This is a genomic window from Daejeonella sp. H1SJ63 (assembly GCF_029360775.1).
Lineage (GTDB): Bacteria > Bacteroidota > Bacteroidia > Sphingobacteriales > Sphingobacteriaceae > Daejeonella.
This window is the reverse complement of the sequence record NZ_JARKMZ010000007.1, coordinates 75,094-96,528: the sequence shown is the minus strand read 5'-3', so window position 1 is coordinate 96,528 and position 21,435 is coordinate 75,094. Positions and strand designations below refer to the sequence as shown.

General features: G+C 39.4%; 15 protein-coding genes. 3 read left to right on the top strand and 12 right to left on the bottom strand.

Features of this window, described 5'->3' with window-relative positions; genetic code table 11:
- Positions 1-12 precede the first annotated feature (12 nt).
- The 12 genes from P2W72_RS02945 to P2W72_RS02890 all read right to left on the bottom strand — a co-directional run bounded on the left by P2W72_RS02945 (position 13) and on the right by P2W72_RS02890 (position 18,394).
- Positions 13-945, bottom strand: a complete 933-nt coding sequence (locus tag P2W72_RS02945) for a DUF4380 domain-containing protein (RefSeq protein WP_276359391.1) — start codon at positions 943-945, stop codon at positions 13-15.
- 41 nt (positions 946-986) lie between these two features.
- On the bottom strand, positions 987-3,149 hold the full coding sequence (locus tag P2W72_RS02940; RefSeq protein ID WP_276359390.1) for a PQQ-binding-like beta-propeller repeat protein: 2,163 nt from the start codon (positions 3,147-3,149) through the stop codon (positions 987-989).
- Positions 3,150-3,211: 62 nt separating this feature from the next.
- Positions 3,212-4,177 (bottom strand): amidohydrolase family protein, encoded by a 966-nt coding sequence (locus tag P2W72_RS02935; RefSeq protein WP_276359389.1) that lies wholly within the window; start codon positions 4,175-4,177, stop codon positions 3,212-3,214.
- 408 nt (positions 4,178-4,585) lie between these two features.
- Positions 4,586-5,707, bottom strand: coding sequence for a lactonase family protein (locus P2W72_RS02930; protein WP_276359388.1), 1,122 nt, complete (start codon positions 5,705-5,707; stop codon positions 4,586-4,588).
- A gap of 213 nt (positions 5,708-5,920) precedes the next feature.
- The gene (locus P2W72_RS02925) at positions 5,921-7,714 is read right to left on the bottom strand and encodes a c-type cytochrome (protein ID WP_276359387.1); all 1,794 of its coding nucleotides are present in this window, start codon (positions 7,712-7,714) and stop codon (positions 5,921-5,923) included.
- A 375-nt stretch (positions 7,715-8,089) separates the two neighbouring features.
- Positions 8,090-9,649, bottom strand: a complete 1,560-nt coding sequence (locus P2W72_RS02920) for a SusD/RagB family nutrient-binding outer membrane lipoprotein (protein ID WP_276359386.1) — start codon at positions 9,647-9,649, stop codon at positions 8,090-8,092.
- Between the two features lie 44 nt (positions 9,650-9,693).
- A complete protein-coding gene (locus P2W72_RS02915) occupies positions 9,694-12,975 on the bottom strand; it encodes a SusC/RagA family TonB-linked outer membrane protein (protein WP_276359385.1) in 3,282 nt (1,093 codons plus the stop codon).
- 359 nt (positions 12,976-13,334) lie between these two features.
- On the bottom strand, positions 13,335-14,486 hold the full coding sequence (locus tag P2W72_RS02910) for a FecR family protein (protein ID WP_276359384.1): 1,152 nt from the start codon (positions 14,484-14,486) through the stop codon (positions 13,335-13,337).
- Positions 14,487-14,600: 114 nt separating this feature from the next.
- The gene (locus P2W72_RS02905; protein WP_276359383.1) at positions 14,601-15,152 is read right to left on the bottom strand and encodes an RNA polymerase sigma-70 factor; all 552 of its coding nucleotides are present in this window, start codon (positions 15,150-15,152) and stop codon (positions 14,601-14,603) included.
- A gap of 206 nt (positions 15,153-15,358) precedes the next feature.
- Entirely contained in the window at positions 15,359-17,020 is a 1,662-nt protein-coding gene (gene pafA / locus P2W72_RS02900) for an alkaline phosphatase PafA (protein ID WP_276359382.1), read from the bottom strand.
- A gap of 141 nt (positions 17,021-17,161) precedes the next feature.
- Positions 17,162-17,539 (bottom strand): polymer-forming cytoskeletal protein, encoded by a 378-nt coding sequence (locus tag P2W72_RS02895; protein WP_276359381.1) that lies wholly within the window; start codon positions 17,537-17,539, stop codon positions 17,162-17,164.
- Positions 17,540-17,542: 3 nt separating this feature from the next.
- A complete protein-coding gene (locus P2W72_RS02890; protein WP_276359380.1) occupies positions 17,543-18,394 on the bottom strand; it encodes a M23 family metallopeptidase in 852 nt (283 codons plus the stop codon).
- 275 nt (positions 18,395-18,669) lie between these two features.
- On the opposite strand from P2W72_RS02890, the gene P2W72_RS02885 reads away from it, so the two are divergent.
- The 3 genes from P2W72_RS02885 (at position 18,670) to P2W72_RS02875 (ending at position 21,433) form a co-directional block, all read left to right on the top strand.
- Complete coding sequence (locus tag P2W72_RS02885) at positions 18,670-19,686, top strand: hypothetical protein (protein WP_276359379.1); 1,017 nt, start codon at positions 18,670-18,672, stop codon at positions 19,684-19,686.
- Complete coding sequence (locus P2W72_RS02880; protein ID WP_276359378.1) at positions 19,683-20,315, top strand: polymer-forming cytoskeletal protein; 633 nt, start codon at positions 19,683-19,685, stop codon at positions 20,313-20,315. Before P2W72_RS02885 ends, P2W72_RS02880 begins: the two co-directional genes overlap by 4 nt.
- Before the next feature lie 110 nt (positions 20,316-20,425).
- Positions 20,426-21,433: an LLM class flavin-dependent oxidoreductase gene (locus P2W72_RS02875; protein ID WP_276359377.1), complete on the top strand. Its 1,008-nt coding sequence runs from the start codon at positions 20,426-20,428 to the stop codon at positions 21,431-21,433.
- Positions 21,434-21,435 lie beyond the last annotated feature (2 nt).

Here is a 21,435-nt window from a genome sequence, read left to right as displayed (position 1 = left end):
TTAAGCAGGTGTTTACTTTACAATTGTTCGAACATAATTAACTAAAATCGAATTGCCTTCCTCCTGCTTTATATTTGATGGTAGTTTCCGAAGAAACCATTCAACCTGCCAGTTAACAGATTCTCCTGGCTTTAGTTCTTCATAAGCTCCTTGGTGTTCAATTTCTACATAGCTTTTCCCCTGAACCACCGGACTTGCATACCATTCAATTTCGCCTTCATTTGGTGCATTTTTCTCAAAGGGGATATCCTGAAATTTTTTAATCAGGATCATATCTCCATTTACCTCTGCCAGCCAGCCTTCTGCACCATCTGAATATAATTGCCGGTCACCTTTTGCGGGTACCTGATGCGCCCGATATTGATACCAGCTGATCCCGTCTTTTTCGGTAGTATATGGGATCAATCCTCCTCTGCGCTCTCCTTTACCAAACGGGAAAAAAGCGAGTCCGTTAATATGTACACGGGTTACTTCCCAGGGTGCAATTTTTTGAGATCGATCAGATAGGTTGCTCAGAATATATTGTAATTTGTATGAATCTGTTTTTTTATTTGCTGAAAATATCTTTTTAACCACAATACCTGTTTTGGGATCCTTCGGACTTATCATAATCAGCTGATCCTTATTTACCTTCGCTGTATAAGCCTTGTTGTCAATTTCTGCGGAGGGGGGCCAGCTCCAATCGCTTTGCGGACTTAGCCAGAAAGTAGATCCCCAATTGAAATTATTTACAGTGCTGTCTGTCAGAAAATCCTTTCCATCGAGTTTTAATGATTTGATACGGCCGCCTGAATATGGGTCAACTTCCATTATCTGCTTGTTTAAACTGATGTTGTATAAGCCATGTTCAAGCTTAGGCAGGGGCTTATTTATTTTATTCATCGTATCGCATCCCGACAGGATAAACGCCGATATAAATATGTGCTTAATTGATTTAACTTTCATGAAAAAATATTAATCGTATATATTTAAGCCAGTAATTTTAATCACTTATCAGGCAAAGTAAATGCAACATAAGTATCTGAAGATTTAGTTCTCATTTTACCACCTCCGCATGCAATAACCACATATTGTTTCCCTTTGATGCTATAAATCGCAGGTGTGGCATAACCTCCTGCAGGAAGTTTGGTTTCAAATAATAATTTTCCTGTTTTTTTGTGGTAAGCTCTGAACATTTCATCACTGGTGGCGGCAATAAAAACAAGTCCGCCTGCAGTCACTGCCGATCCTCCCCAGTTCTCCGTGCCTGAATGTATGCCTTTGGCCTTCATGTCGGGATGATCTCCGAGAGGCTCCTTCCACACAACTTTACCATTATTAAGATCAATGGCCTGAAGGGTACCCCATGGCGGACTTACGGCCGGATATCCTTCTAAAGTTAAAAACTGCCTGATGCCACCAAGCCGGTATGGTGCTTCATAGAAAGGATGCTTTTTCTTAATCTCCGGGATGTATTCATCCTTTTGTTTGGGTTCAATTTTCAGAAGATAGGAGGCAACAGCATTTTTATCGGCTTCGCTGAGATTTTTAAAGGAAGGCATCATTCTTCTCCCTGAAGTAATCAGATTTTTAAAGGCTGTTTCTTTATAGCGTTTGTGCAGGTCTGTCAGAGCCGGGAAGTTACCCGAGCCTTTCAGATCGGTACCATGGCAGCCACTGCAATTTTTGGTATACAATGCTATACCAGCCTCCAGATTAGTTTGTTTCTTTTTTACAGGTTGTTTTATACGGGTATCCTGCATTGTTACAATCCAGGGTAATTCATTCGCATTGATATACATAATTCCACTTTCCGGATCTACCGACGGGCCACCCCATTCCCCACCGCCGGTAAGTCCGGGGAATACCAGGGTGCCTTCTAAACTTGGCGGAGTAAACATGGGGCCACTTTTATAGCTGCGAAATCGTTTCAAAAGTTCCTGATAAGAAGAATCGGGGATATTTTTATTAAGATCAGCCTCAGAAATGCCCTGTCTCGCAAATGCCGGAATGACTGTCGGGATGGGTTGTACAGGTGAGGGTTGCTCACCATCCAGATCAGAATGAGCAGGTACCGGAGTTTCTACAATCGGGTAGACAGGTTTTCCGGTAACACGATCCAGTAAATAAATATACCCCTGTTTACTGGTTTGTACCAGGGCATCAATCGACTGACCATCCTTCTTTATAGTTAGGAGTGCTGGAGCTGTTGGGAAGTCCCAATCCCATAAATCGTGATGGATTGCCTGAAAATGCCAGATATATTTCCCTGTTTCCGCATTCAGTGCCAGAATACTATTGCCAAAAAGATTATTACCCTTTCGTTTACCCCCATAGTAATCTGCATTTGCAGTACCCGTAGAAGCGTATAAAATTCCTCTTTTTTCATCTAAACTAAAACCACCCCATGCGTTGGCACTTCCTACATACTTGTAAGCTTCGGGATCCTCCCAGGTTTCATAACCCTTTTCTCCCGGGGCGGGAATAGTTCTGAAAAGCCATTTCATTTTTCCGGTGTAGACATCATATGCCCTGATATGCCCGGGAGCTGCCTCTTCCTCTTCAGAAAGACTGCTTCCCATGATGATCAGATCTTTGTAAATCATGCCGGCTGAAGTAGAGGTGACTCTCAGGTTGCTGATATCCCTGTTCATTTCCAGATTGTCATGTAAAGAAACCCGTCCATCTTTTCCAAAGCTGCTAACAGGTTTTCCTGTTGCACTGTTAATACTGTATAGGGATGATCCTGCGGTATAAAAAATCCGGTGTTCATTGTTTTTTCCTTTATGAATAGCAATTCCGCGGCAAACATTAAGACCATAACTTTGCTTTCCGGCGTTGTCTATAAGCATGCTTGACGCCGGATCAAAGACCCATTTTTCTTTACCTGTTGCAGCATCAGCTGCAAATAGCTTCAATTGAGGTGAGGTGCCGTATAAAACACCATCAATGATTAATGGATTGGTTTGGATCTGGCTTGATTTATCAGCGTCTTTGGTATGATAAACCCATGCTACCTTTAAATTTTTGACATTGTTGGTATCAATCTGGCTAAGCGGGGAATAAGCCTGTCGCTCCTTGCCTCCGGCATAAACTTCCCATTCTTTGTTTGCAAGGTTATTCCGGCAGGAATTAAATGCAATGGACGCCAATAAGCAGACTGTCAGCAATAGGATATTTTGTTTCGGGGAGGGTGAAAATAGCATAAAACAGATGAGGTTATACGAGCTTCTTAAATATTATAGAATTTAACAGCATTATCATAGAACAGTTTTTTTTGTTCTTTATAAGGTCTGTCTTTTACAATCTCTTTCAAAATATTAACCCAGTTTTCAAGTTCACTGCCTTTTAAGCACCATGGCCAGTCGCTGGCGAACATCACACGGTCCGGACCAAAAATATTCAGACAATGATTGATACCCGGTCCGAGTGTTTCTGCAGATTTCGGATATCCCGGGCTGATGGAGATGATTCCGGAAATTTTACAAACCACATTTTTATTCTGAGCCACATTTTTCATTGTGGCTATCCATTCACTGGCGTCATGGTTGGGTTTGCCGCCTGCAGCGACAGGATCCATGAAAGCTCTGGGGTCAGCATTTCCGCAATGATTGACAAGAAAACGGGTATTTGGACATTCTTTGATCAGATTTGAGATGGAAGGCAGCCATGACGGCGATATGGTAAAATCCAGACTCATGTTGAGGTCGCCAAGTATTTTGGTGTTTTTGATCACTTGATGATCCTGCATTTCCGATGTAGAGCGGAAACCATGTCTGATTCCTTTAATGTATGGAGAACCTTTGAATTGAACCATATAAGATTCGAAATCAGGACTTCGCAGATCAGAATTTATTACAGCTCCAACGGTTGGATTAGATTTGTCTTTGCACATTTCAATAGCGTAAAGTGCCTCTTCATGTCTTCTGGCCACAGGTACGGCTACTTCCATGTAAACAGCCTTCACCATATTGATATTGTGCGTTGCATTCATATAAGCCTTCATGTCATAATTACCTGGAACCGGGGGGGATGTCCAGTCTTTGCCAAAGCGAACGATATCAGCCAGGTGTTGATGGGTGTCAACGATGGGCAGAAGTTTGGCAGATTCAGGCATCACAGCACTCATTAATGAGTTTTTCTTAATCGATGCTATCGCAATTACAGAGGCTGCAGCTATGAATTTTTTTCTATTCATTGTTTTTAATGATAAAGGTCATTAATGCAATTGCAGGAGATGTATCGCAAAACTGTTTGTATAAGCAAATCCTGTGTATTTCTAAGTGCGATTGTTAGCTTCGGAAATTTCCGTTAAGCTCTTAGTTCCATCACAAATTGAAACTTTAATTTACAAATATTCTCCTAATACACTGTTGTATGTCAATGAGTGTAATGGGAAGAGATGTTCATGAGTACATGATTTAGTGATTTTTAGAAGTGCCGGTAATTATAATGTGCTATTAATTATGCTATTATGGTCAATCTGCAATTTTTGATGAATATAGGGGCTGTTAAATTGTTTATGTTTCATACTTTAAACCATATCAGCATCCCGGGAGAAGACTATGGAGATGCTATGACTCTTTATACTTGATTTGAAACTATTTTAATCCATCTTAACAAATTTCAGGCAAACCGGTTTCTCTACCGGTATTTTTTGACCGCTTGGATTAATCAACCCGGACTTCTTATTCCGATTAAAAACAATTATCTCATTACTGCCACTGTTGGCAACTAAGAGATATTTTCCACTGGGATCAATTGCAAAATTCCGGGGAGTATTAATAAGGGCGGTCTGGCGGCCTGCATATTTTAAAATTCCATTTTTGGCTATGGAGTAGATTACGATTTCGTTTGCATCAGCACGGTTTGAACCGTACAAAAATTTTCCATCAGCAGAAATATGAATATCAGCAGCCTCAACCTTCCCTTTAAAATCGGGGGCAAGCATTGATATAGTCTGTTTAGTCTTCAATTTGCCATCTTTATAATCAAATCCAACGATTGCTGCGCCCATCTCTAAGATCAGATAAGCAAATTTTCCGTTTGGGTGAAATGTCAGGTGTCTTGGTCCGCCACCCTTACTCACATTGATAAAAGGTGTCTTAGCAGGCGATAATATTGGTGAAGATTGTGAATTTACTTTGTAAATATTCACCCTGTCAGTGCCCAGATCTGATGCAAGAAGATAGCGTTCATCAGGTGTTAATACTACTGAATGAACATGGGGTAGCACTTTGTTATCAGTGCTACCCTCATGTTGTATTTTTTGTATATCCGGATTTAAAGATCCGTTGCCTTCGACTCGTATTGCTGCCAGGCTTCCTGAATCATAATTGGCAGCAAATACCAGATTTTTATTGTTATTAACTGATACATAGCAGGGGCCATCACCACCTGCATCTGCACTATTTATGAATTTAAGTTCTCCGGTATGAGCATTAAATGAAAATGCCTGGATAGTTCCCTTGTCAACTTCACTAACTGAATACACATTTTTTGCATCCTTACTGATGGCCAGATAGGACGGATTTTTTATGCCAACTATTTTTGAACGAAAACTGGATTGGCCAGTTTGAGTATCAAAACGATAAACGTGGATACCATTGGTGTTTTCTTTATTAGTATAGGTGCCGACTACAAGATTGTACGTTCTTTCTGTATTTGATTGCGCACTTGCCGTATAATTAAAGTGTACAAGAAAGATGAATAAAATTGCAGTTCTCATAAATCCGGGTTCTGTTTTTGATATTTTAATTCTTTCCTCATAATCAAGGGGCCATTTCTTTACTTTTTATATCGGGGTTATATATTGATAATGGTTTATAGATTTTACCGGAGTAATTCACAGGAATCTATAAACCAACTCATACTAAACCGATAATATATTGCTCATCTTAAGCTTTCTTATTATTTAACTGATTGCGGTAGTTCTGTTAAATTATTTTGAGGTGTTTCTAACCTTGTTTACTTCCATACTGGTCACAGCATCAGCTTTGTTCCCAAAGTTCTGGCGGATATATGTTGCGATTGACGCAATTGCATGGTCATCCAAAAAACCACCATGAGCAGGCATTAATCCATCCCATGTTTGCCCGTTTACCTTAATTTCTCCCTGCAGTCCGTTTAATATTGCTCCAAGAAGTCTCTTTTTATCTCCGGTTACCCAATCTGAACCGGCCAGAGGAGGGAAGCGATTGTTATCACCTTTTCCATTTTGCTGATGGCAGCTTGCACAATACGTATTATACAATATGCCACCTGCCAGCATATCACCTCTGTGGAGATTATCTTTGATTACGTCAGGTTCTTTAATATAAGATCTGGTCTTACGCTTTTCCATTTCTGCTAATTGAGCCTCCCCAAACTTTTTCTTGTCGCCTTTGTACATAATGCGCCAGATTTTTCCTTTGTTTGATTCTGAAATGTATAAAGATCCATCCGGGCCGGTAGATAAGCCCATTGGTCTGTATACAGCATCGCTGGTATTAACAACTGTATCCACTCCGGTAAAGCCATCTGCGAAAATTTCTATATCCCCTTTTGCTTTTCCATTTTCAAATGGAACAAAGCAAACAATGTATCCAGCCTGAGGATAAGGCGAGCGATCTGTTGAGCCATGAAGAGCAACGAAGGCTCCCTGTTTATACCTGTCAGGAAATTGATTACCCTGGTAAAACAGGATATCCATTGGTGCCCAATGACCAGGAAAACCGATAACCGGGAGATCAAATTCAGCAGCCCGGCCAATTATTTTACCGTCGCCCCCATAGCCCGGCTGTAAAATGTTCTTTTTTTGTATATGGTCATAATAGGCGTATGGCCATCCAAAATCAGATCCTTCAGTTACTTTCAAAAGCGGCTCTGAGGGAAGAACAGCACCCTGCCAGGCAGTATAAAGTTCGGGGTAGATGGTATGGAAATTATCAATACCATTCATTACAGCATACAGGTTATCGTCAAGCGGACTCCAGGTCATGCCTACAACACTCCTGATACCGGTAGCAAATTTATAGCCATCCTTTTGTGTCTGATTTAGTTTGTTTGCATCAAAACGCCATATACCGGCATGATTTACACGCTCCGGAGATGGATCTAACCCCTTTCCACCGGGTATGCCGATAGGCCCGTATTTTGTGATATCCTGGCCTGCATCAGACGGGGATCCGAATGGGACATACATATATCCTTTTTTGTCAAATGCCAGAGGTTTGGTAGTATGCCAGTTCTTTGCCACATTTTGATCCAGATCGGTAAGAATCACTTCTGTCTTGCTCTTCGGAACTAATTCGCCGGGGGTTAATTTATTTCTGAGTACTTGATTTACCGTGCTTGTGTACAGGTAGCCATTATGTATAGTTACACCAACGGCAGATCCGCCTACGTCCTGATAATCACCGAAATAGATAATTGAATCAGCTTTGCCATCATTGTTGGTATCACGAAGTCCGACTGTTCCACCATACCTGTTCATTTTTGGGTTAAAAGTTAATTTAACGTAAATGTCTCCGTTATCATTAACTACCAGATGCCGGGCTCTGCCAATGCTATCAACCACAGTTACTGCTTCAAAATCACCCGGCAAAAATAGACCTCCATTATCAGTATCTGAATGAGGGAGCTTGTTGGAGACTTTACATCCATAAAATATAATAATGCTCAAAGTAATAAAGCTACCTATTAAAAGAGCAGTGGGGAATTCAATTCTCCTGAATGGATATTTTGATAATTTCATCAGATTATTTTTCTTGGTTTTAATCCCGCACGTGCGGGATGGAGCCTTTGATGATTAAAATAATCATTGCCCTGTGTGCTTAATGATTATTTTAATCATGTTGGGTTCATTTTTTATTTTAAAAATAATTAATTCTGGGAGTATATTTTGCCAGATTAAGTATCAATAGATTAACTGAAATACACTATAACACATTTTATAAGTACCGAAAAAATCGTTTTATTCAATACTATTATCCGGAACCAGTTGTTCAATTGCCGGATATGTTTATAGCAATTGAATATTTCTATCCTGAGTAATTATCTATAGTTGCTCAGGATAGAAATATTGATTGTTTGTTTAGGCTCTTTCTGTAATAAATTTCTGACTTTGAAATTATTTCACATCCCACCAAAGTCTTGTGCTGGCATTGTCAGGGCCGCCTAATAAAGCCTCAGCAGCTTTTACTGCAGCACCATTTCTGTCTCTGTCATAGTTTAAGAATGGTATTCTGCGAATAACCATGGTAGCAGGTACATCAGGGTTATCTGAATGGATTAGTGGATATAGCTTTGGATAGCCGGAGCGCCGGATAGAAGCCCAGGCCTCATGACCTTCCGGAAATAATGCGATCCATTTCTGAGTAAGAATCTGCTCACGCTGTTTTTCAGTATCGGAGGCAAATTTAACCGGGATGTCAGTTAAGGCCGGAGTATTAAAATATCCACCCGGAGCCTTAGGTAAGGCTGTTCTGTTTATGTAATCATTGATAAGCGCATCATCAGAAATCCCCCATGTCTTAAGAGACATTTCTATTCCTTTTTCATAAAATGTTTTGGCAGTTCCTCCCATATTCCATCCGTTTAATGCACCTTCAGCACGAAGAAAATATGCTTCTGCAGTATACATTACAGTTGAAGGTGTTTTGAACATGCTCGACGGAAGCAGCGCGGCGCTTGGACCTGATGTATTATCCGGATCATTAGCAGGGGCTACAATTTCTGCGACATTCATTCCATTTCTTACTCCTGCATATTTACCTGTATTAACAGACGGAGCCCAAAATTTACTAAGTCTGGGATCATCGTAGCCTCCTAAAATACTCTCCATCGTTGAACTCATTCTGAACTCGTTCCATCCTGACTGTCTGTTATATCCGTTATAGTTTACACCGCCAACTTTCAGATATGCATCATCGCTTAATTCAGTCATGGTTCCACCTGCTACAGCAGCTTCAGCTTCCACCTTTGCCATTGCCGGTTCTACGTCAGAAATTCTTAATGCTAATCTTAAGCGCAGTGTATTAGCAAATTTTACCCATTTTCTGTTATCTCCATTGAAAATAACATCCTTATCTCCATAAGAAGGCTGTGAAATATTAGCATTAAGTACATCAGTAGCTTCCTTTAGCTCCTTAAAAAGATCCATATAAATACTTTTCTGGGAATCATAAGATATTGCAGTACTGTCTGATCCGATTTTTGAGTAAGGGATCGGGCCATAATAATCTGTTGCACGGTGCATTACGAATACTTTCCAGATTCTTGCAATGGAATTGAGCGCTTTGGTCTCAGGAGTTTTTGTTTCCTTTAAAATAGACATAAGCGGAGGTAAGGATTTAGTATAAGTTGCAATCCATTGCTCCTGAATCCACTCCTGGGCAATATTGTATCTGTCGGTGGGGTCAAATGTTGCAGTAATTGCTGAATATTGAGCAAATAAATCAGCAAAGAAGCCCTGTGCATATTGATATTCTGCAGATGACCTTCCGGAATACATAGCCATATATTCTGCATTAGTAAATAGACCCTTTACGTCTCCCGAGTTTAACGTTGTTAATCGGGTTGGGTCAGTATTTAATTCCGAGTAGTTTTTTGTGCATCCTGAGCTAATAGCCAGAATTGCTATACCCAAATAAAGGTATACTCTAATATTATTTAATATTTGATGTTTCATTTCGTGCGTTTTTAATAATTTTTTATCAAAAAAAGAGTCTGATATCAAAATGATACTTTCAGATTAAGGCCAAAATTTCGGGTAGAAGGCAATGCTGCATACTCTAATCCTCCGCCATTTATCCCTCTGGTCACTTCCGGATCTATTGGTGCATCTTTTTTGAAGAAGAAAAGATTTCTTCCAACCAGCGACAATTTTGCACTTTTTATAAGTGGATATTTACTTAATAATTTATCTCCAAGTTCATAGCCTAATGTAAACTCACGTAAACGGGTATTAGTTGATGAATAACTGTAAAATCCTGCAGAAGGGTACCGGCCTCCAATCAAACCAAAATATTTCTGCGAAGAAATAGATTGAGCATTTTTTTGTCCGTCTTGTCTGTAACCATCCAGAATTATTCCACCTTCACGGCCCCAAAGAGAGTTCTTTGAATGTCCATAAGCATCAATAAGTGCCTGAGTACCACCAATTACTGCACCTCCCTGTCTGTGGTCAATTAAAAAGCTCATAGAGAAGTTTTTAAATGAAAATTCATTCGAAAAACCAAGCATGTAATCAGGGTTATAATTTCCAACAAACTGATCCAGGCCGTCTGTCAAAATTGGAGTTCCGTCATCCTCTACCAAATTTCGTCCCTGTGCATCCTTTTTCCAGCCTCTTACATACATGTCGCCATAGCTGCTGCCTTCGTCAACTTTAATCAGGTAGACGTTATCGCCTTCTCCAATTACAATAGATTTAATTGTTTCAGTGAGTCGCTTAACCTTGTTAATATTTTTAGAATAATTTAGAGCTGCATCCCATCTGAAATTTTTTCCTGCAACAGGAGAAACATTAGCTACCAGCTCAATTCCATGATTTTGAATTAATCCGGCATTAATGTATTTCTGGTCAAATAATGAAGCCGGAGGTAACCCGATTAATAAGAGCTGATTTTTGGTCTGTGTATTATAGTAAGTGAAATTTAAACCTAAGCGGTTTTTCAGGAATTTCCAGTCTAATCCGGCTTCATAAGAAGTTGTTAATTCTGGCTTATATGAACCCAACGACTGAATATTCGGGGTTATAATTGCACCTCCAATACCGACAGAGTAGTAATTGCGATCCAGATACTGAGTTCCTCCATATCCTGAATTAGCCATTGTCAGGCTTGCCTTTCCATATGAAATCCAGGATGGCAGTTTTATCATATCTGAAACAATTGCTGATAAACCTACTGATGGATAAAAGTAAGATTGACTTTGTTCAGGAAGTGCTGATGACCAATCATTTCTGGCCGTTATATCCAAATAGAGGTATTTATTATATGCGATAGTTGCTGTCCCGTAAAGAGATTGAACGCGGGGAGTTCTGCCATTGGCAGTTGTAAAGAATGGAGACTTAGCATTGTGCATGTAGAAGAAATTTGGTTTATTCAAACCATTTGCACTTCCTGAAATGCTTTCATATTTGCTTTCCTGTAAAGAAGCTCCCAGATTTCCGGTTATATCGAATTTCTTTCCAATGTTTCGCTGAAATGATAATAATGCATCGACATTAATTCCCTGATTTCTATTTGTACCATAATCATAATTTGATCCTACCTGACTGAAATATGAATCGGCGTATACTTTTCTTGTATTGTTCTGGATTGTTTTATCTATACTTCCACGTACCTGCAAGTTGAGCCATTTGTTAAACTCATACTTTGCAGAAACTAAGCCAAGAATACGGTCCCGTTTCTGGTAATAGTTAATTCTGTTTAATGCCCAGTATGGGTTCACAAGTACAGAGGAACCGGGTAACCAATAGCTTTGTCTTTCAGTTCCTGTATTGTCCTGATATGAATATTTTTTCATTTCATCGAGGGGTATCGATGTTGGTGAACTAAATATTGATGGCAGAACATAGTTACCACTGCCACCGGGAACAGGGCGATTATCGACGTCCTCAAATATATAGCTCATCTTGGTAGATATCGAAAGCTTTGAAGATATCGTATTGTCAGTTTTGAGGTCAACATTATGTCTGGTCAGGTCGTTGTTTGTTAAAATACCCTGAGCCATTGTATTACCATAAGAGAAATAGGTTTGCATCTTTTCGCCACCACCGCTAATGCTCAATGTATTGTTTAGTGTTTGCGCTGTCCTGAAAAAGTTTTTTAAATTATCAGACTGACCGACTAAAGGGACGTTACTTCCATTCCATAAAGTTACCGCTTGTCCTGTGGCCTTAGGCCCCCAGCTGCGTTCAGAATTTGCGTTATAAATACCGGCATCTCCCTGGCCATATTCGTACTGTAACTCAGGTAGCACTGCCGCCTGGTCTAAACCAAGTCCGCTAATGAAGTTAATTGTTGTTTGATTTGCTTTTCCTCTTTTTGTTGTAATGATGATTGCTCCGTTCTGTCCCTGACTACCATATAATGCAGCCGCGGAGGCTCCTTTCAGAATAGTCATGCTTTCCACTTCATCTGAATTTAACATGCCTACGTTGCCGCTCAGCGGTACTCCATCTATAACGTATAAAGGTTGATTGCTATTTGTGATGGAACGGTTTCCACGAATCAAAACTTTAGAATCTCCACCCGGACCGGTTGCATCTTTTGTAATAGTGACACCGGCAACCTTTCCCTGAAGTGCATTAATTAAATTAGTCTCTTTAGCTTCATTTAATTTATCTCCTTTGATATTTTGAACTGCATAGGTTAATGATTTCGACTCTCTTGAAATACCCAGAGCAGTTACAACGATCTCATTTAATGCGGTATTAGCCTCAGTAAGTGTTACATTGAGGGTTTGTCTGCCGTTTAGAGGAATAACCTGTGCAATGAAACCTATGTAAGAAAACTCCAGAACCGTATTATCATCAGGGACATTGATGGTGTAACTTCCATTAATGCCGGTTGTAGTACCTGTGGTTGTGCCCTTTATTCGTACACTTACCCCGGGCAATGTTTCACCTTTAGAATCGGTTACAACACCACTTATTTCTTTGGGAGGGTTCTCCTTTATTATTAATTCTTCAGTTTTTGTGACCGGACCGGGCTTTTTACTTTTAGATAAAATAATTGTTCGGTCAACAATAGAATAGGATAAAGGCTGGTCAAGGAAACAAATCTCAAGTACTGTTTCTATTGAAGCATCTTTGACATCAATGCTTATTGTATTAATCTCTTCGAGCCAATTCTGGTTATAAAAAAACAAATATCCTGTTTGCTTCTTTATTTCCTTAAATACCTGTTCAATTGGTACATTCTTCTTTGACATTGAAATCTTTTGCGCATAACCCGATGCACTAACCTGCAGGCAGGCGATAAATAAAATAATTACAGTCAATTTCATTTTGAGAATAATTTGCTCTATTCCTTTGGGGTATTTGGTATTTAGTATTAGCTTTTCAAAGGATAAGTATTCTTGTTTTGAGACTGAATCCTCAGATATTGTTGTTGATTCAGATCTCTTGCTGATAACTTTTTTAAGTTGCGTTATCAGTGATAAGCATAACCTGTTCATCTTTGAAATAGGTTGAGCTTTGCAAAACGCAGTAATTTGCATAACTTTACATGGTTTATGGTTAATGAAATAATACTTAGCAGTAGTTTTTATGACCCCATATTCTGGTCCGGTTACGGTGCAACGTTTCCGGATTTTTTTTTGAGGCCCTTAGGAATGTAAATTCTTTATGGATCCATAGGCAGTTTTTAAGGTAGAACAATAATTTTCTTTTCTTCTATACGACATTTAACTCCGCTTAGTTCAAGCATTTTTAACACCTGGGACAGCTTCGAGTCGCGCGAGATATAACCCCCGAAACGCTTTCCGGAAGAATCGCCTTCGTATTCTACAGTAACATCATACCAGCGACTGATTTGATTCATCACAGTTGCTATATCTGTATTATTAAACTGGAACAATCCATTTTTCCAGGCAATCGTTTCTTCAATGTCAGCATCCCTTTTGCTTAATCCGATTGTTTGATTGCCAACAACCTGCTCTCCCGGTTTTAAAATTATCTTTTGAGATGGACTGCTAACCTGTACAGAACCCTGAACTAATGTTGTGGAAGTGAATTTGTCTTCACTGTAAGCCATAATATTGAACTCTGTACCGGTAACAAAAACACTCATATCCTTGGTTTTTACAATAAAAGGCATGTTAATGTTTTTAGCTACCTCAAAATAAGCTTCTCCGGTAAGCTCAACATTTCGTTCCTGACCTATGAACCTGGCAGGAAATCGTAAAGTTGATTCAGAGTTTAACCAGATTTTTGATTTGTCAGGCAGGATAATCTGGAACTTACCGCCTTTGGGGGTTGTTATAAAATTATAAGGTACAACATCAGACTCATTATTATTGCCAAGAAGTGATTCAGGCATAGAATAGATAATCGAGCCGTCAGGCGATTTGCTGATTTTAATACCTTGCTGATCAGCTATATAGCCGCTTCTGGCATCGTCAAGGATGATTTTAGAGCCATCTGAGAGAGTTAATACAGCTTTGTTTCTTGCGGGTGATTTGTCAAAAACTGCGGGCTTCTCCTTTTTGGCAAGGAGCTTATCTGCAGAGTTAAAGATAAATGGTTCTGACAGGCTGAATACAAAAATTAAAACGGCCGCAACAGAAGCAGTCCAAAGCAGAATCGATTTAATTTTACTATTTGATTTAAAACTTCTATCCTGAGTGATTTTGTCCCAAATTTCAAATTTTAATTCCTGTATATCATTGGTATCAAAGTCTGAACTCTGCTTAAAAGACTCTGAAAGATACCAATGCTCAACCATCGCTTTCTCCTGTGGGCTGCACTTGCCATCAGCATATCGTTGTAAGAGCTCTTTAACTTCTTCTTTTGTCATTAAATTAAATTGTTATTTAACTTAAAACAACTGAGAGCAGAACAGGTAGTAGAGAATTGAAAATTATTTTTTGAAAGGAAATTCTTAATAAGCTTAATTGGGGGGTATCAGGCATTAATAAGGTAACGCAGAGCTAAGCAGGATTAATGTTGGTAAGATATTCAGGCGTAATTTTAAAATCCTGATCGCATTGTTTATCTGTTTTTTAACAGTTTTGTCAGATATATCCAGTACATCGGCGATTTCTTTATGAGAAAGGAATTTTTTCCTGCTTAGTTCAAAAATTTCTCTCATTTTTACCGGGAGATTCTGGATTTCTTTCTCAATGACAAAATTCAGATTTTTTGCACTCAGTTCTTCGAGGGCTGAGTTTCTGGGTTCAGATACAAAATTTGCCAAAGAAGATAAATAATCTGTCTTAATCTGGTTATGTCTTATCAGATTCAATATTTTGTTTCTTGTTGATATATAAAGAAAGCCGGCAATATTAGTATTGGGGTCAATCTGATCAATTTTAATCCAAAGTGTAACGAATACATCCTGAACAAGATCTTTTGCTTCATCATTGTCCTTCAGCATTTTTAGGGCATGATGGAGGATTAATGTCCAATACCTCTCATAAATTTCAGCGAATGCATTAGCATCTCCTGATTTTATAAGTTCCAATAATTGAAAATCATTTAGGGACTTGTAGCTGTTCATTTTTGCCAGGCATTAATCGAATATATTAACTCTGAATTTAATAAACAAACAACATCAGATTATTAGATAATCAGATATTTGATTTATGATAAATAAAATACCCTCATCTTCCTATAGAAGGTGAGGGTATTTTGCCCGGGAAACCGGAATTGAATATAATAAAAGAGTCTCTATTTCAATGCTTCATTCACCGCTTTTCCGATATTGCCATTCGGTTCCTGAATGCGCAGCAAACCACTGATAGTTGGAGCAATATCAGTCATGTTGTATGAGTTGTTGGTTTTCCCCTGTTTGATACCCCAGCCCATAAATACCATTGGAATATGAGTGTCGGCAGGATTCATGGTTCCATGTGTGGCACCGGTTGAACGGGCTGATGATCCTGAGTACCATGCCGGTTCAAGTATGATTTGTATAACTCCGCTTCGTTCCGGGTGATATCCATTGATAATCTTTTCTTTGTAAATATCAGGAACTGTAGCACTTCCTGCATTTGCAATATCAACAACGAAAGCTACACCTTCCTGTTTTTTCAGAAACTCAATTGCACTGTTTTTAATTAAATTTTCATCCAGCTTGTTTGCTGCAATAACGGTATTGTTCAGGCTTACAGCATAGTTGCTGAAGCTAAGCGCGATTTCTTTAACCTTAAATTCGGATTCAAGCTTTGCATTCAATTCCTTTAAAACAGCAGAAGTGGGGAATACGCCGGCATGAATTTTATTGTCATTCATAAAGCCTGCATTATGCTGAACGGCATGATCTGCAGTAAGGAATACGGTATAGTTTCCTTTTCCAACTTTGGTATCAAGGTGGTTGAACAAAGCAGCCAGATCGCGGTCAAGTCTTAAATAGGTATCTTCAACCTCGATTGAATTTGGTCCGAACTGATGACCAACATAATCAGGTGAAGAGACGCTGATAGCCAGAAAATCAGTAATGGCATCTGCACCAAGTTCTTCATTGTCTATTGCCGCTTTTGCCAGATCCAGTGTGAGGGAACTTCCGTATGGGGTACTGGTTAACAATCCCATACCGCGACCAAGCATTTCTGATGTTTTAACCGGGAATGTTGGTGTTTCTGTGCCCGGGAATTTTCCTTCATAAGGTGCATTGTCCTTGCTGCTTTGAATATAGGTTTCTATAGGATAAAGTGTATTCCAGTCTTGTTTCAGGTATTTTTCAGGCAGTTTTTGCTCATTGAACTTAGTGAGCCATGCAGGAAGCTGATTCATATAATAGGTACTTGTAATCCAGTTTCCTGATTTACCGTCGTACCAGTATGCAGCATTTGCAGTATGCCCGCCGGGTAGTATGGCTCCGCGGTCTTTTGAGGCAATTGCAATAACTTTTGATCTGAAGTTTGTAGCCAGTCTGAGCTCATCGGTCATACTGGTTACCAGCATATTTTTAGGCGACATTTTTCCGGCATCTTCGGTGCTGCTGCCTACGGTCTTTACGGATGAATCTTCTGTACAATACATGTTTTTACCCGTAGCCTGAATAATCCAGTCATTGCCCGTAATACCATGGATAGCCGGAACTGAACCGGTATAAACGGTTGAGTGCCCGATACCGGTTACACTTGGAACATAGTTAATATATGCGTTCTCACAGGAAAAACCGTCCTGAAGCATTCTTTTAAATCCGCCATTTCCGTAACGTTCAAAAAAACGGTAAAGGTAGTCCCATCTCATCTGATCTACCATTATCCCTACAACCAGTTTGGGACGAGGAACGCCGGTGCTTTTTACCGGTGTTTTGGTCTGCTGAGCATTCAGTGAAAGAGTGAAGCAGCAAAGAAGTGTGATAAATAGAGTTTTAATTCTCATTGGCTTGGTTATAATCTAAATAATTGCCTAAAAATAGGAATTATTGGCAATTGAAATGCAGATAAACCAATTTTGTAAATATCTGTTAAAAGAATGAGTTAAAATTTTTTGCCGGATTTTTTTAACAGTACAGATAGGATTTTATACCTGCAGAGGGGACTTTGATAAGATAAGCGGTTTGGTATCCATGACCACTTTGCCGATATAAACAGCACCTTTTTCAACCTGAAGACTTCCTGTATGAATTTCTCCGGTGATTTTTCCCGAACTTTTAATATCTATTGAGTCTGCTTTGACTATGCCGTTCACTGTACCATAAACAACAATTTCAGGGGTATTTACATTACCTTCAATAAGGCCGTTTTCTCCAACTATCAGGCCTTCGCCAATAGTGACATCACCTTTGATATTACCATCAATCCGGACGAATACTTCAGACTCAATTTTTCCCTGGATCATGCATCCCTTGCTGATCAGGGTTGGAGTAGATGATCCTTGTCCGTTTTTCTGATTTTTCATTTATTAATGGATGTTCAGATATGTTTTTGGGTTAACAGGCTTCCCGTTTTTTCGAACCTCATAATGCAGATGGTTTCCAGTCGAGTATCCTGTAGATCCGACATTTCCGATAACCTGTCCGGTACTAACGATCTGACCAGCTTTTACATTGATTTTTGACAGATGTCCGTATAAGGTTTCAAGATTGTTTTTATGTCTTATTCTGATGCATTTTCCATATCCCTGATACCAGCCTGCCATGATTACTTTGCCGTCTGCAGTGCTTTTTACAAGATCACCTCTTCTGCCTTTAAAATCAAGACCGGCATGAAATTCAACCCTTCCTTTTCTGACAGGATCACCCCGGTAGCCAAAGGTTGAATTTACAATATAGTTTGAAGGGTAGCCCATTGGGGTAAATGCAACACCTACCAGAATTTCTTTGAGTCTTTCATCGTACATGGCATAGGTTTCTTCCGGACTAAACCTGATTTCCGACTGATCATTACCTCCTATACCATCAATGTTAAAACCCTTTATACCCCTTTTTATAAGGTATTGATTGATTTTTTTAAGTTTATCCTCTATCCGCTGTATGTAGTTTATAGCCTCCAGAGTATCTTTCGGTGCAGGTATTTGCTTTTTTAGCCGGGCAATTTCCCGGTTATAAGCCATTTTTTCCTGTTCAATACGATTGTTTTCCATAGAAAGGAAAATGATGGCACCGGTAAGCCCAATAATCGTAATGATTAAGAATGCGGCGTAATGTTTTAATCTGTTAAGATGTTTGGTCTTAATGCGCAGAGATTTAGCATCTCCCTGATTAGAACCAACGATTAAAACCGTACTTACGTCTGACTTTGACTTCTTTATCATGCGAAATAATGGTTTAAACTCAGTTTAGGCCGAATCTGAACAACAAAGCTATGATACATTATTTTTATTGTTTTTTTTAACAATTTCTCAATTTAATGCTATGTTTAGATATGTTTACTCAAATGGATAAAAAAAACTAACTTAGAATCTATATGTTTAAGCGTTTTATTTAGGGTTCTGGTATTACTCAGAACTTGATATCTTCTGCTGCACTTAGCGGGTGGCAAAAATAAAGAATTAAATTAATGTATATATAAACCCAAAATAAATACAGCATGTTTGCAATCCAGTCGTTTTCCAGTCTTATTGAAAACAGTAATGCTAACCTAAGCAACACATCCAAAGATCTTTTAAATGGTCTTAAAATTTTCCATGAAAATCAATGGTATATCTGTGGTAATTTAGCTCTTAATGAGGGTCAGCTTCCTCATAAGTTTATTAATTCAGCGCCAACTGATCTGGATTATCAATTGCTTGTCAAGGCGGCATTACTTCTTGTTGCAGATTCAGTAGAGCAGCCAATAACATTAACCACAGGATTTCCTTATTCGACCTACAGAATCTATAAGGATATGGCTACAGACTTCCTGAAGAAGACCCATATCATTGAGTATGATGCATCAACATTCAGTAATGCAGGCAAAAAAACAGTCATTCTTGACGTGCAGAATGTTGAGGTAATTCCTGAGATTGTTGGTTGTACCATTGCTTTGAGAAAAGGCGAGCAGCAGGCTGACGGCAATTTTTTTGTGCTTAGTTGCGGATTTGGCACTTTTGAATCAGTTCTTAGTATGGAATCGGGTATTGTAGAGCAGACCATGGTAAGTACACACGGACTGAAATATGCAGTAAATATGATGATGAGTGAATTGGAGAAAACGCATTATCTGGGTTTCAGAAACGCACATCTGATGGATGATGCATTCCAGAAAGGTCACATTATTCTGAACAGGAAGAATGTAGATCTGAAGGATCTCAGAAGATCTGTTTTGAGGGCATATTATAATGAAGTAATTTCTCCAAACCTTCGGAATGTGATCACTGACGCAAATTTGATGAAGACCAATAAAGTATATCTGTGCGGTGGTGGTATGTATTATCAGGATCTTGTGGATTGCTTCAAAAATGAATTTGGCGATATTGCTCAGCTGGAATTTGTTGCTGATCCTGCAAACCTTGCAAGTAAGGGCTATGCATTGAATTCGATGCGTGTATCCGGTGGTAAAAAGCAGTCTTCGGTTGGTTTGGATATTGGTAATGCATTATCAGTTGTAAGCAGATTGTCAGAATGATTGCCGGTGCTGTAAATTTTGCAAAGAATTTTTTCAGTAAAAAGAATGGTCAGAAGGAGAAAGTCGCTGATTTTCATACTACTATAATCCGTGTCGATAATAATTTTATTTCCTCCAGCTCCATAAAACTTGATGAGAGACTGATCGGAAATATCTATTCTCTTAATGAGGTTATTGTTGATCCGGGTGCTGAAATTTCAGGTAATATTACCTCTCATCTTTGCAACATCAGCGGGAAAGTAATTGGGGATATAATTGCTATCGATTATGTTGAAGTAAAAAATACCGCGGTTATTGAGGGAAATATCCGGGCAAAATCTATGTGCATTCAACCGGGCGCTGTTATTAACGGATTGATTCGTATTGAAGGTGATATTGATGATCGGGATCTGATTGAAAAGATTGAGAACAGATTGCCTCCGCGTACTCAAAAGGAGCCTTTTGAGCTTCCTTATATTCTTCAGGAGGAAATTCCTGCTGAAAATGAAAAGGCTGCAGTTCCAATTACTAAACAGTCCAGACCTTCTGAAACACTGAAACGTAATCTTGTTAATTCATTGAAACCAAAAGTTACCAAGCCCGCGGATATTGAAGAGAGCCATCATGAATCCAGTAACAGCTGGTATTAACTGAGTTCTTCCTGATAATCTAATTGAACAGTCAAATTCTGTACTTCCTGTACTTTCTGAATGCTTAAATTTTAATTTTACCGGTATTATTAATTATATCCGGTAAAATTATGAATAAACTCAAGGGGAAAAATATTCCATTATCCATACTGGATCTTGTTCCTGTACTTTCGGGGAAAACTCCTTCAGATTCATTCAAAAATAGCCTCGATCTGGCACTTATGGCCGAGCGCACAGGGTATACGCGCTACTGGATGGCCGAACATCATAATATGGAGGGAATAGCCAGTTCAGCCACTTCTGTGCTGATTTCGCATATTGCTGCCGGCACAAGATCGATCAGAGTTGGTTCGGGAGGAATTATGCTTCCAAATCATTCTCCCCTGGTTATTGCCGAACAATTTGGAACACTGGAGTCACTTTTCCCCGGACGTATTGATCTGGGTCTTGGCCGTGCTCCGGGTACAGATCCATTGACGGCAATGGCGCTTCGCAGAAGTACGGATCCGGCAGGTGAGGATTTTGCAAAAAGTTTGGATGAATTAAGGACTTACCTGTCTGCAGAGAACGCTGATTCAGCAGTCAGGGCCATTCCCGGTGAGGGTCTTAACATCCCAATATGGCTTCTTGGCTCAAGTACATACAGTGCCCAGCTTGCCGGAATTCTGGGGCTGCCTTTTGCTTTTGCCAGCCATTTTGCTCCGAATATGCTTTATCAGGCATTGCAGGTTTACCGTGATAGTTTCAGGCCCTCCGGACATTTAAAAGCACCTTATGTTTTGGCCTGTGTCAACGCAATTGCTGCAGATACCGATGAGGAGGCAGAGTTTCTGGCTACATCTCTGTATCTAAGCTTTCTAAGTGTAATTAATGGAAGGCGAACAAAGATGCAGCCTCCGGTGAAAAGCATGGATGGAATATGGTCTGAGGCCGAAAAGTATGCAGTTCTGCAAATGCTGACTTGTTCATTTATTGGTTCAGGCGAAAATGTGGGCGCTAAACTTCAGCAGTTTATTACAACTACAGGGGTAAACGAAGTGATGATAAGTACACATATTTATGATCATCAGGCAAGAAAGCGTTCTTATGAAATAATTTCAGAATTATGCCTGGAGTAGAA